Source organism: Pseudoruminococcus sp. (assembly GCF_047012705.1).
In the GTDB taxonomy this organism is placed as follows: Bacteria; Bacillota; Clostridia; order Oscillospirales; family Acutalibacteraceae; genus Pseudoruminococcus.
The window spans coordinates 1-12,488 of record NZ_JBKXNW010000024.1 but is presented as its reverse complement, the minus strand read 5'-3'; the positions used below and the strand labels follow the sequence as shown (position 1 = coordinate 12,488).

The 12,488-nt window shown below is 46.4% G+C and carries 13 protein-coding genes; all 13 read left to right on the top strand.

The window, feature by feature from the left end:
* Positions 1-3,432: DEAD/DEAH box helicase family protein (locus ACLU24_RS13710; RefSeq protein WP_412613233.1), on the top strand; the 3,432-nt coding region annotated here is incomplete at its 5' end.
* The gene (locus ACLU24_RS13705) at positions 3,422-3,814 is read left to right on the top strand and encodes a hypothetical protein (RefSeq protein ID WP_014635901.1); all 393 of its coding nucleotides are present in this window, start codon (positions 3,422-3,424) and stop codon (positions 3,812-3,814) included. The genes ACLU24_RS13710 and ACLU24_RS13705, both read left to right, overlap by 11 nt.
* 16 nt (positions 3,815-3,830) lie before the next feature.
* The gene (locus tag ACLU24_RS13700) at positions 3,831-4,784 is read left to right on the top strand and encodes a DUF3991 and TOPRIM domain-containing protein (protein ID WP_024721691.1); all 954 of its coding nucleotides are present in this window, start codon (positions 3,831-3,833) and stop codon (positions 4,782-4,784) included.
* The gene (locus tag ACLU24_RS13695; protein ID WP_412613232.1) at positions 4,781-5,698 is read left to right on the top strand and encodes a DUF3846 domain-containing protein; all 918 of its coding nucleotides are present in this window, start codon (positions 4,781-4,783) and stop codon (positions 5,696-5,698) included. The genes ACLU24_RS13700 and ACLU24_RS13695 overlap by 4 nt, the downstream gene beginning before the upstream one ends.
* A 133-nt stretch (positions 5,699-5,831) precedes the next feature.
* On the top strand, positions 5,832-5,975 hold the full coding sequence (locus ACLU24_RS13690) for a DUF3789 domain-containing protein (RefSeq protein WP_074017777.1): 144 nt from the start codon (positions 5,832-5,834) through the stop codon (positions 5,973-5,975).
* A complete protein-coding gene (locus ACLU24_RS13685) occupies positions 5,956-6,297 on the top strand; it encodes a plasmid mobilization protein (RefSeq protein WP_015573066.1) in 342 nt (113 codons plus the stop codon). Before ACLU24_RS13690 ends, ACLU24_RS13685 begins: the two co-directional genes overlap by 20 nt.
* A complete protein-coding gene (locus ACLU24_RS13680; RefSeq protein WP_412613230.1) occupies positions 6,288-7,658 on the top strand; it encodes a relaxase/mobilization nuclease domain-containing protein in 1,371 nt (456 codons plus the stop codon). The genes ACLU24_RS13685 and ACLU24_RS13680 overlap by 10 nt, the downstream gene beginning before the upstream one ends.
* A complete protein-coding gene (locus tag ACLU24_RS13675; protein WP_066733286.1) occupies positions 7,642-8,436 on the top strand; it encodes a PcfB family protein in 795 nt (264 codons plus the stop codon). Before ACLU24_RS13680 ends, ACLU24_RS13675 begins: the two co-directional genes overlap by 17 nt.
* 5 nt (positions 8,437-8,441) lie before the next feature.
* On the top strand, positions 8,442-9,326 hold the full coding sequence (locus ACLU24_RS13670) for an LtrC-like protein (RefSeq protein WP_412613228.1): 885 nt from the start codon (positions 8,442-8,444) through the stop codon (positions 9,324-9,326).
* A 9-nt stretch (positions 9,327-9,335) separates the two neighbouring features.
* Entirely contained in the window at positions 9,336-9,539 is a 204-nt protein-coding gene (locus ACLU24_RS13665) for a hypothetical protein (RefSeq protein ID WP_003525217.1), read from the top strand.
* Positions 9,526-11,322: a VirD4-like conjugal transfer protein, CD1115 family gene (locus ACLU24_RS13660; RefSeq protein ID WP_311871836.1), complete on the top strand. Its 1,797-nt coding sequence runs from the start codon at positions 9,526-9,528 to the stop codon at positions 11,320-11,322. The genes ACLU24_RS13665 and ACLU24_RS13660 overlap by 14 nt, the downstream gene beginning before the upstream one ends.
* A gap of 14 nt (positions 11,323-11,336) precedes the next feature.
* Positions 11,337-11,696, top strand: coding sequence for a glutamyl-tRNA amidotransferase (locus tag ACLU24_RS13655; protein WP_080908667.1), 360 nt, complete (start codon positions 11,337-11,339; stop codon positions 11,694-11,696).
* A gap of 73 nt (positions 11,697-11,769) precedes the next feature.
* Positions 11,770-12,488, top strand: a 719-nt coding sequence (locus tag ACLU24_RS13650) for a VirB6/TrbL-like conjugal transfer protein, CD1112 family (RefSeq protein ID WP_412613227.1), incomplete at its 3' end; no start/stop codon positions are given.

The following is a 12,488-nucleotide window of genomic DNA, read 5'->3' as shown; positions in this document are numbered from 1 at the left end:
ATTAACAGCCGTGCCAATACTTCTGCCTTTTCCGACGACAGCTCCTATGCTCTGCTGTCTGCTCTTGAGGTCATCAACGAAGATGGCGAACTGGAACGCAAGGCGGATATGTTCTTCAAAAGGACGATTAAACCGCACAAGCCGGTAACGGAGGTTGACACCGCAGACGAAGCTCTCGCTGTCTCTATGGGCGAAAAAGCAGCCATTGATATGGAATATATGATGGAGTTGTCCGGCAAAAGTGAGGAGGAATTATTCGCTGACTTAAAGGGTGTAATCTTCTTAAATCCCCTTTATGAGTACGGCAATTCTTATGAGCCGAAGTATCTGATGGCAGACGAATATCTGTCGGGCAATGTTCGTGAGAAGCTGGCGACAGCCAAAAGGTCTGCGGCACTGTATCCCGAAGATTACACCGTCAATGTGCAGGCACTTGAAAAGGTGCAGCCAAAGGATTTGACGGCAAGCGAGATTTCCGTAAGGCTCGGTGCGACTTGGATACCGCCCGAAATATTCCAACAGTTTATGTTTGAGTTTCTCGACACCCCACGCTATGCACAATGGAATATCAAGGTTCACTACTCTCAGTTTACCGGCGAATGGAACATTGAGGGAAAGAGCTACGACCGTTCCAATGTAAAAGCGTACAGCACATACGGTACTTCCCGTATCAACGCATATAAGATAATTGAGGAAACACTGAACCTGAAAGATGTCCGAATCTTTGACTATATAGAAGATGAGGAAGGCAAAAAGAAAGCCGTTCTCAATAAAAAGGAAACGGCAATCGCACAGGCAAAGCAGGAACTCATAAAGCAGGGCTTTCAGGACTGGATATGGGCTGACCCTGCCCGCCGAGAAAAACTCACGAAGATGTATAACGATAAGTTCAACAGCATAAGACCCCGTGAGTACGACGGAAGCCACATTGTTTTCAACGGTATGAACCCGGAAATCGAACTCCGTGAACATCAGAAAAATGCGGTTGCACACATTCTGTACGGCGGTAATACGCTGTTAGCACACGCAGTCGGTGCGGGCAAGACCTTTGAAATGGTAGCCGCCGCTATGGAGTCCAAACGACTGGGACTTTGCAATAAGTCGCTGTTCGTAGTGCCAAATCACTTAACCGAGCAATGGGCGGCGGAGTTCTTACAACTCTATCCGGCGGCGAATATTCTCGTAGCGACAAAGCGAGATTTTGAGACAAAGAACCGCAAAAAGTTCTGCGGTCGAATTGCCACGGGAGATTATGACGCCGTAATCATCGGTCATTCTCAGTTTGAGAAAATCCCGATGTCCATTGAAAGACAGAGGGCAATTCTTGAGCAGCAGCTTGAAGAACTGACAGACGGTATTATGGATTTGAAGCGAAACCGTGGAGAAAACTTCTCCATTAAACAGCTTGAAAAGTCTAAAAAGTCCGTGAAACAAAAGCTGGAAAAGCTCAACGACCAAAGCCGAAAGGACGATGTTGTTACCTTTGAAGAACTCGGTGTGGACAGGCTTTTTATTGACGAGAGTCATTATTACAAGAACCTCTATCTTTACACCAAAATGCGTAATGTGGGCGGTATCGCTCAAACGGAAGCACAGAAATCCTCCGACCTGTTTATGAAGTGCCGATACCTTGACGAGCTTACAGGCGGTCGAGGAACGGTATTTGCAACCGGTACTCCTATCTCAAACAGTATGGTGGAACTCTATACCATTCAGCGATACTTGCAGTACAACACGCTTGTCAAAAACAACTTGCAGCACTTCGACTCGTGGGCAAGTACCTTTGGAGAGACTGTAACAGCCGTTGAGCTTACCCCGGAGGGAACGGGTTACAGAGCGAAAACCCGCTTTGCGAAATTCTACAACCTACCGGAGCTTATGGCGATGTTTAAGGAGGTCGCCGACATCAAGACGGCGGATATGCTGGAACTGCCTGTGCCGGAAGCACACTTCCACAATGTTGCGGTCAAGCCTTCGGAAATGCAGAAAGAGATGGTTGCTTCCCTTGCGGAACGAGCCGAGAAAGTCCGTGGCGGCGGTGTGGATTCGAGTGTAGATAATATGCTCAAAATCACAAACGACGGCAGGAAACTTGCTCTTGACCAGCGTATGCTAAACGATATGCTGCCTGATTTTGAGGGCAGTAAAATCAACGCCTGCGTCGATAACATCTACCGTATTTGGGAGGAAACAGCCGATAAAAAATCGGCACAGCTTGTGTTCTGCGACCTCTCAACTCCAAAGAATGACGGAACATTCTCGGTATATAACGACATCAGAAAGAAGCTCATAGAGCGTGGTGTCCCCGAAAGCGAAGTCCGCTTTATCCACGAAGCAGATACCGATGTGAAGAAAAAAGAACTGTTCCAAAAGACCCGTAAGGGCGAGGTTAGAGTGCTTCTCGGTTCTACGCAAAAGATGGGAGCCGGCACGAATGTTCAGGACAGACTTATCGCACTTCACGATGTGGATTGCCCGTGGAGACCGTCAGACTTGGAGCAGCGTTCCGGTCGAATTATCCGTCAGGGTAACTCAAATCCTGATGTAGATATTTACCGCTATGTAACGGAGCAGACCTTTGACGCATATCTCTATCAGCTTGTAGAGGGAAAGCAAAAGTTCGCCAGTCAGATTATGACGAGCAAATCCCCGGTGCGTTCTGCCGAGGATATTGATGAAACCGCCCTTTCCTATGCAGAGATTAAAATGCTTGCCACCGGCAACCCGTATATTAAGGAGAAGATGGATTTGGACATTCAAGTTCAAAAGCTGAAGCTCTTAAAATCCAACTTTCTATCTGAAAAATACGCTTTGGAAGATAAGATAATCAAATATTATCCGCAGCGAATTACAGCTTTGGAAAACCGTATTGAAGGATTGAAGCAAGATGTAGAAACTGCGAAACAGCACCCGAAACCAACGGACGACCGATTTGTCGGTATGGAGGTTAAGGGTGTTTTTTATTCCGAAAAAGCCGACGCCGGTAAAGCAATCATTGAAGCCTGCAAGCAGATGAACAGCCCCGACCCTATTCCTCTCGGCAAGTACCGAGGGTTTGAAACGGAACTGCTTTTTAATACCGCAGAGCGAAATTATGAGGTTCGACTGAAAGGTGCGACAAGCAGAAATGTTCCTCTCGGTGATGACGCACACGGCAATATTATCCGTCTTGATAACGGCATTGAGAGATTTGCCGAGAGCTTGTCGCTTGCGGAAAATGACCTTGAGAACACCACAAATCAGTTGGAAACCGCAAAGAAAGAAGTCCAAAAACCGTTTATCCAAGAGGAAGAACTAAAGACAAAGCTTGCCCGCTTGGACGAGCTGAATATCTTGCTCAATATGGATAAGCGAGAAAACGAAATTGTCGGCGGCGAACCCGATGAGGGCGAAGTGCCGAACACACGAAAGGAGAAAACCTATGAACGATAAAATGACACCCGATAAGGAAAGAGAAAACTGCCCTTGCAGAAAAGCAATCATTAACCCTTTTGACGCAATGATGATGGTTGTGGTCAGGAGACTTGATAAAGCATATCTCGAATTGAAAAGAAGCAAACCGCCCGCAAAGGAAGCAGAATTTGCCCTTAGAAATGCAAAGCTTTCTTTCTACGGAGAGTTGGTTCGACAGAGCATTGAAACGGTGTTTTCGCCGGAAGAAATCATTGCTTTGTATGAAAACGACGACCTTGCGGGAGGTGCTTGGACTGTTTGGAATGACATCGGCTGCCCTGTTGATAAGATACTCATTATCATTGCAAAGCTCAGTATCAACGAACCGATACAGAAAGCGGTTGCCGATTTGCTGATGTAGAACGGCGGTGATAATTATGCCGTATATTGCACCGGAAGTCATAACCGAAGCCAAACGAATGGATTTATTAACCTATCTTAGAGAGTATGAACCGGGCGAGCTTGTTAAATTTTCAAGTAACACCTACACCACAAGAACCCACGACAGCTTGAAGATTTCCAACGGCAAATGGATGTGGTGGTCGAGAGGTATCGGGGGCAAATCTGCCCTCGATTACCTTATCAAAGTCCGTGGAATGGATTTTGTGGAGGCGGTTCAGACCATTATGGGAAACGGTTCAGTCAGCTTTCCGACTTGTGAAAACATCAAAAGTTATGAGAACCAGCCTTTGCTTCTGCCTGAAAAAAGCCCCACTACCGATGTGGTATTTGATTATCTTTTCGGGCGTGGGATTGATTATGAAATTATCAACTACTGCTTGGAACAGAAGCTAATCATCGAGTCGCTCCCATATCATAATGCTGTTTTTATCGGCTATGACGAGAACAAAGAACCTAAATACGCCGCATACAGAGCAACAAATCAATCAAGAATTATGGGCGACTGCACCGGAAGCAAAAAGCAATATTCTTTCCGCCTGACTGCCGAGAACACCGGAGAGGTTCATCTTTTTGAGTGTGCCATTGACCTGCTTTCCTATGCAACTTTGATGAAGCTGGAGGGCAAAGACTGGCGACAGTTTAACCTTGTTTCTCTTGCGGGAGTGTATTCCCCAAAGCAGAAAATCGAGGACTCGAAAGTGCCTGTTACACTCGGCAGGCTGCTTGAAAAGGACAAAACAATCAGGCGAATTGTTCTTCATTTGGACAATGATATTGCCGGAAGAAAAGCGACCAAAGCGTTGCAGACGATTCTTTCAGATAAGTATGAAGTCGTTGACGACCCTCCCCAATACGGGAAAGATGTCAACGACTTTCTTTGTAAACGCTTAGGGATAAAAGATAAAACCGAAAGGAGTTTTGCACGATGAAACTAAAAGAAATCAGAGAAATGTACCCGGAGGGAACGCAGATTGTACTCACTGAAATGGCTGGCGAAAGTCAAATGCCCTACGGTCTGAAAGGAACGGTTAAATTCGTTGACGACGCCGGACAGATTCATATGAGTTGGGAAAACGGAAGCTCCCTCGCCTTGAATATTAACGAGGATACCTTTGAAAAGGTAGAAGCACCTGAGAAGATTTCCGTCATTCTTGTTGAGCCGGGCAGGTATCCGAAGCTCATTGAAATTGAGGATACGCTGGAAGCAATGCAGTCTCTTGTGGAGGGAGATATTGAAGAATATATGCCCTTTGAGGACGAGGTTGCCATCATCTGCAACGAGGAAGGAAAGATGAACGGTATGCCTCTGAACAGGGCAGTTTATTCCGAGCCTGAGAATGTTGAGATGAGTTATCCGCAGTTGAAAGCTCATTTCCGGCAGGCAGAAAAAGAAAGAAACCACACGACCGGATATATTGTTTTTACGGATGACAGCTTTGACAAGCCTTACACAGAGGAACAAAGAACCTATGTTGTCAGCAGTAACAATAAGGCTTTCATTGAGGGTATGGGAGGATATTCTATCTATGCTTCTTCCCTTGACGGCTCGGATAAATGTGTGCGACTGGAAGCGTATATGGCTGATGAACACGGCGGCAAGGACGGTTGGAAGATTGAAAAATGTTATGTGAAAGACGACAGCAACCGTGAAATGCTCGACATTATTGCCGGCAAGTTCTTCATTGCATACGCACCGATTGAGTCGGAAAAGTTTCTCAGTATGCCGAAAGAACTGGCTCGTAAGTACGAGGAAAAGTTCAAATACCCGGAGAGATTTTATAAGTCCTTGGACGGTATTGAAGCAAAGCCGTATAAGCCTGTCTCAAAGGATATGGAGAGATAAGAGTCAATCTATGGGGCAACCCTGAGTGTCTGCATAATCTTAGCGAGCAGACCATTTATGGACAGGAATGTCCAAAACGGTACACTCGTTAGGGGTTGCCCCTAATACCCCAAGCAAGAAAGGAGCATAAGAAATGCGGGAGATAGTATTGGTTGCCGCCGGGTTAATCATTGGCGGCTTTTTTGGAGTAACAACAATGTGCCTGTTTCAGATAAACCGGGACAGACACTATATTTACAGAAAGGACAGCGATAAAAATGAGCAAGAGAAACATTGAAAAGCACATTCTGATGAACAAGGCAGAAGCTCAGGATTTGCAGAAAAAAGCAAAACGGGCGTGTCTTTCCGAAGGCGGTCTTATCCGTTTGCTTCTCAAAGGATACGAGCCGAGAGAAAAGCCCGACGAAAGATTTTACGATGTTATGCGTGAGCTTTCTGCTATCGGCAACAACATCAATCAGCTTGCGGCGAAGGCAAATACCCTCGGATTTGTGGACGCACCGCAGCTTAAAAAGGAAGCCGAGCGTTGGCACAAGTTTCAGGCTGATGTGGAGCGTACTTTTTTAAGACCCGATAAGAGCGATATGAAATGGCAGTAAGTAAATTGTGGTCTGTCACATCAAGGCTCGGTCAGGTAATCGACTATGCCGCCAATCCCGAAAAGACTGCGGCAGATATTTACACCGAGGAACAGTATCAGGCTCTCCGTGATGTTCTCAGCTACGCAAAGGACGAAGAAAAAACCGAGCGTGAGTTTTTCGTTGAGGGTATCAACTGCAATCCTGCGACCGCAAGAGACCAGTTTGTTTCTGTGAAAAAAGCATACGGCAAAGACGACGGCATACAAGCCTATCACGGATACCTGAGCTTTAAGGAACAGGACATATCCCCGGAGCTGGCACAGAAAATCGGAATGGAATTTGCAAACGAAGTGTGGGGCAAAAGATTTCAGGTGGTGGTTACTACACATCTGAACACGAAGCACCTGCACTGCCACTATGTAATCAACTCCGTTTCCTTTGTGGACGGCAAGCGGTTATGGGGCGATGAAAAAGCGTGGTTCAAGTTTCGCTTGGTTGCCGACCGTCTCTGTGAAAAATACGGACTGTATTACAATCCGAACCCAAACCGCAGTAAGCAATCCTCTTATTACTATAAGCAGGAGCAAGCCGGTATGCCGAGCCGATATTCAATGACCCGTGACGCCATTGATGAAGCGATTGCACACAGCACCAACTTAAAGACCTTTGATTATATTCTCACGCAGATGGGCTATGAACATTGTCTCAGCGACAGCCGAAAGTATTGGACGATTGTTCCGAAAGGATACAAGAAGCCGATACGACTTAAATCCCTCGGAGAGAATTATACCGAGGAAGCAATCAAGCGTAGGCTGACGGAAAATCAAAAGGTTCTCATCGTTCCTTTTGCCAAAGAAACGGTAAGAGTCAGGCAGTACCGAATGCCCACAAGAGAACACAAAATCAAAAAGGTCGGCGGACTGTATGGACTGTATCTGCATTACTGCTATAAGCTCGGCTATCTGCCGAAGTACAAAAAACAGAATACCGCAAGGCTTCACTATCTTTTGAAAGAAGATTTGCTGAAGCTCGACAAAATCACTCAGGAGACAAGGCTGCTTGGACGGGAGAACATTTCTACCGACGAGCAGCTTTTCTCATATAAAGAGTCCGTGTTGTCGCAAATCAAATCCTTGACTGACGATAGAACGCACCTGCGAAAACAGTTAAGAAGAAATTTGAGTGACGATGAGCTATCAAATGTCAAAGAGCAGATTACGGCAATCACGAGCAAGCTGTGGACTCTCCGCAAAGAGGTCGGTCTTTGTGATGACATAGCCGAAAGGTCAAAGGTCATTGAAGCCAACCTTGAAACGGTTAGAGTTTACGAAGAAAAACAAGAAAGAAAGGAGCAGAACCGTAATGACAAACGGAGGTGATGCGGCAGAACAGGTCGTCAGGCTATCGCTTGAGGGCTTTGAAGTAGCCGCAAAATTAAGCGGAGCGGCAGCTAAAAATATTGCCGTTCTTTTAGTCTCTGTTCTCAAACAGGAACAGAAAACAAAAGGCAAGGCTCGACTTACCAATATGATTAAGTCGGGCAAGGAGCTGAAGGTGTTTTCTATCCCCAACAAGGACTTGAAGAAGTTTACCGAGCAGGCAAAACGCTACGGCGTTCTCTACTGCGTACTCAGGGATAAAAACACAAAGGGCGATAATGTACCGATTGATATTATTGCCCGTGCAGAGGACGCTTCCAAAATTCAGAGAATCGTTGAGAGATTTGAACTCGGTAAAGTTGATAAGGCTGCGATTGTCACCGAGTCTCAGAAGGCTGTCGAAAAGCGTGAAGCTTTGGAGAAAGACAAGCCGACGAAAACCAAAAACGAAATCATCACTGAGGAAGCCGTCAGAAAACCTATTCAGAAAGAGGGGTATTCCCAGTCAAACCCCACAGTCGCCAAAACGGACAAAAACCCTCCGTCAAGGCACGACTCCGAGCCGGTAGATATGCAAACTGATAAGGGTACTGTCAGCGACAGACAGAGAAAGCCGTCGGTGAAAGCAAAGCTCGACCGATACAAGGCACAGTCCAAGCAGCAGAAAGAAGCAGAACGCAAAGAGCCGGAGGTATCAAAGCCGGAGGTCAAGAACGCCCCGGCACAGACCGTACACCAGCAGCCGAAACCCAAAAACAAAAATGTGAAAGAGAGGTAATCACAATGACAAACAATTTTACCCCTGCTAAGGCAGGACAGCAGAGCAAACGACTTTCCAAAGAGGAATACGCCGAGAAGATGAAGGCTGAAAAAGAAGCCGTATATCAGATGGCGGACGACACCGCAAAGGCGATTGTTTCCGACCCGGAAAAGTTCAAAGCCTTTCTTGATACGCAGAGCCGACTTGACAGATACTCTGCGGTCAACGCACTTCTGATTTTCAAGCAGCTTCCCGAAGCAAGCCAGCTCAAAAACTTTGATGACTGGAGCAAGGATAATGTGAAAATTCAGAAAGGTGCGAAAAGCATTTCCATTCTTGAACCTATCGAGTATGCCAAGAGAGACGGTACAACCGGCATTTCCTACAATGTGAAAAAGGTCTTTGATGTTTCGCAGACCAACGGCAAGAGACCGCCTGCACCGACTGTCAACCGTGACCCGAAAGCACTCATTACCGTTATGCTGGATTCTTCCCCTGTTGAAGTGGAAGCAACAAATGAACTTCCGTATCCCAATATGGCGGCGTTTTACAACAACGAGGAACAGACCTTGTATGTAAAGCGTGATGTGGGAGACAGCGTAGCGGTCGCTCAGTGCGTAGCACAGGAGCTTGGCCACGCACAGCTCTCCATCAACAGCGACAGTTACAGCAGAGCGGATATGGGCTTTCAGGCGGTTTGTATCGGCTATATGCTTTGCAAGAAGTACGGCGTCGATACACAGAATTTTGCAATCAACCGTATCCCTGAGAAGCTCGCAGGCAAAGAGCCGAAGGATATTCGCTATGAGCTTTCCAAAACGAGAAATGCGATGGCGGATATTCACTCCCGTGTTTCCGATGAGCTTTACAAGAAAAAGCAGGAACGAAGCAAAGACTACGAAAGATAAGGTGAGACTATGGCGAAGGAAGAAATGTATCATATCGCATTGGACGATTATGAACACGGCATTATTATCCGTTCTCTCAACGATGAGAAAACAGATTTGATGAACGAGGGTAAATCTACCGATGCGGTGGACGACCTTATCATCAAGGTCGGAACTGCCCCAAAGAAAAAGTTTAGAGTTATCGAAAAGGAACGCTCCTGTGAATCGAGATAACGAAAGGCAGTCTGCGATTATTCTTTCCGTCATCGGTATTATCCCGGTCGTATGGCTGGCACTTCTGATTGCACCCTCTGTAAAAGGAGGATTGCCGGAAATACTGCCGAGCCTATTAACAGCGTTCAACAACCCATTCCATATTGAGCTATGCGAGGACAGCCTAAAAACTGTCCTCGTTTTGCTTCTCTGCTATGCAATGGGTATCGGGATTTACTTCTCAACACAGAAGAATTACCGAAGGCGTGAAGAACACGGCTCTGCGAAATGGGGCAATGCAAGAGCCGTAAACAAAAAATACAGACAGTCTCCGGCTTCTGCAAATAAGCTGATGACACAAAATGTCTGTATCGGACTCAATGCGAAGAAGCACCGAAGAAACTTAAACACCCTTGTGTGCGGCGGTTCGGGAGCCGGTAAGACAAGGTTTTACTGCAAGCCGAATCTTATGCAGTGCAACACATCATTTGTCATTCTTGACCCAAAGGGCGAAATTCTCCGAGATACCGGAAAGCTGCTTGAAAGCAAAGGCTATGAAGTCCGTGTTCTCGATTTGATTTCAATGGAGAAAAGCCATTGCTATAACCCGTTTGTCTATTTGCAGAACGACAACGATGTGCAAAAGCTCGTGACGAACCTTTTTAAGAGTACCACTCCGAAAGGCAGTCAGGCACAAGACCCCTTTTGGGACACCTCGGCTTCAATGCTTCTGCTTGCACTTGTATTCTATCTTCATTATGAAGCACCCGAAGATGAACAGAACTTTGCAATGATAATGGAAATGCTCAGAGCCGGTGCGATTGAGGACGAGGAGGACACAAGACCTTCTCCCCTTGACGAACTGTTTGCGGAATTGGAAATGTCAAATCCCGACCACATCGCTTTGAAGTATTACCGTTCCTATCATTCAGGTGCGGCGAAAACCTTAAAGTCCATACAGATAACCCTTGCGGCAAGACTGGAAAAGTTTAACCTTGAAAGTCTTGCTTCTTTAACTACCACAGACGAGCTTGACCTCCCATCACTCGGAGAGCAAAAGGTCGCTCTGTTCGCTTTGATACCGGACAACGATTCCAGCTTTAACTTCTTGGTATCTATCCTTTACACACAGCTTTTTCAGCAGTTGTTTTATGCTGCCGACCATATTCACGGAGGCTCGCTTCCCGTTCCCGTGCATTTCCTGATGGACGAATTTGCGAATGTGAGCCTGCCCGATGACTTTGACAAGATACTGTCGGTTATGCGTTCCCGTGGAGTATCGGTAAGTATCATCTTGCAGAACTTGGCTCAGTTAAAAGCCTTGTTTGAAAAGCAATGGGAAAGTATTGTCGGCAACTGCGACGAGTTTTTGTATCTCGGCGGTAACGAGCAAAGCACCCACAAATATGTGTCCGAGCTTCTCGGCAAGGAAACCATTGATACCAACACTTTCGGAAAGAGTACCGGGCGAAGCGGTAACTACTCCACCAATTATCAGATTAGCGGTCGAGAGCTTCTTACCCCTGATGAGGTTCGTATGCTTGATAACCAATATGCAATTCTGTTTATTCGTGGAGAACGCCCCGTTATGGACTTCAAGTATGACATCTTGAAGCACCCGAATGTGGCACTTACAACCGATGGAAAGGCTTCTGCCTATAAGCACGGCGAAGTTACCGTCAAGCACTCATCAATTTCCGTTCTTTCTATTGACCCGGAAGAACTTCCGGAGGAAAGCTACGGAGAAACCAATTACGAGCTTCTGTCCGATGAGGATTTTGAAGTAAATAAAAACTTATTTTAACGGAGGAAAACACAATGAACATTTTTAAGAAGAACAACGAAAAGAAAACTACTCAGAAGTTGCCTATGACCGGAAAGGTTCGGAAAGGCTTCCGTGCTTACTGCGCCGTAATCGCAGCAGCAACTCTTGTTTGCGGTATGAGCGTTACCGCTTTTGCCGCCAGCGACCCGATTACCGTGGTCAACAATCTGTCCGATTTCATCTTCGGTCTTATCCGTGCCATCGGTCTTATCCTGCTTGGCTTCGGTATCGTTCAGGTCGGTCTCTCTTTGAAGTCTCACGACCCGTCTCAGAGAGCCAACGGTTTCCTGACTCTTGCGGGCGGTATCATCATTACCTTTGCAAAGGAAATCCTGACCCTTATTACCGGTTAAGAGAACACAGTTATCAAACGGGGCATACCTGGCATTTCAGGTATGCTCCTAATCTTAAAGGAGGTGCAAACAGATGAGTGATAACTGGGTAGTTCAGAACCTCGAAAATGCCCTTGAAACTTGGAACAGCAAGCTATCGGAAATATGGCAGTTGCTAACCACTTCGCCGCAACAGTTCAAAGGCGGCAGTATTTGGTCGGTAATGGTGAATATCAACGGAGCAGTTCAGGCTATCGGTCTTGCCCTGCTTGTTCTGTTTTTTGTTGTCGGTGTGGTTCGCACCTGCGGAAGTTTTACCGATGTAAAGAAACCGGAACACGCATTAAAGCTGTTTATCCGCTTTGCCATTGCCAAAGGTGTGATTACCTACGGGCTGGAGCTTATGCTTGCCCTGTTCGACATCGTACAAGGTACGATTTCAACCATTATGACATCTGCGGGATTCGGTACGCCCAATCAAACAACCTTACCTGCTGAAATGGTAACAACCATTGAGAGCTGCGGATTTTTTGAGAGTATCCCATTGTGGGCGGTTACTCTTATCGGAGGACTGTTTATCACGGTCTTGTCGTTCATTATGATAATGACGGTGTACGGACGATTTTTCAAGCTGTATATGTACACGGCTCTCGCTCCGATACCGCTTTCCACTTTTGCCGGAGAACCGTCGCAGAATGTGGGTAAGAGCTTTATAAAGAGCTACTGTGCCGTTTTGCTTGAGGGAGCAGTAATTGTACTTGCTTGTATCATCTTCTCCCTATTTGCTTCTACGCCGCCGGTAGTGAACCCTGA

Bases quoted from the DNA above. Each gene is read 5' to 3' on its own strand.
- ACLU24_RS13705 (WP_014635901.1), top strand. From the start codon at position 3,422: ATGAACGATAAAATGACACCCGATAAGGAAAGAGAAAACTGCCCTTGC.
- ACLU24_RS13700 (WP_024721691.1), top strand. From the start codon at position 3,831: ATGCCGTATATTGCACCGGAAGTCATAACCGAAGCCAAACGAATGGAT.
- ACLU24_RS13695 (WP_412613232.1), top strand. From the start codon at position 4,781: ATGAAACTAAAAGAAATCAGAGAAATGTACCCGGAGGGAACGCAGATT.
- ACLU24_RS13690 (WP_074017777.1), top strand. From the start codon at position 5,832: ATGCGGGAGATAGTATTGGTTGCCGCCGGGTTAATCATTGGCGGCTTT.
- ACLU24_RS13685 (WP_015573066.1), top strand. From the start codon at position 5,956: ATGAGCAAGAGAAACATTGAAAAGCACATTCTGATGAACAAGGCAGAA.
- ACLU24_RS13680 (WP_412613230.1), top strand. From the start codon at position 6,288: ATGGCAGTAAGTAAATTGTGGTCTGTCACATCAAGGCTCGGTCAGGTA.
- ACLU24_RS13675 (WP_066733286.1), top strand. From the start codon at position 7,642: ATGACAAACGGAGGTGATGCGGCAGAACAGGTCGTCAGGCTATCGCTT.
- ACLU24_RS13670 (WP_412613228.1), top strand. From the start codon at position 8,442: ATGACAAACAATTTTACCCCTGCTAAGGCAGGACAGCAGAGCAAACGA.
- ACLU24_RS13665 (WP_003525217.1), top strand. From the start codon at position 9,336: ATGGCGAAGGAAGAAATGTATCATATCGCATTGGACGATTATGAACAC.
- ACLU24_RS13655 (WP_080908667.1), top strand. From the start codon at position 11,337: ATGAACATTTTTAAGAAGAACAACGAAAAGAAAACTACTCAGAAGTTG.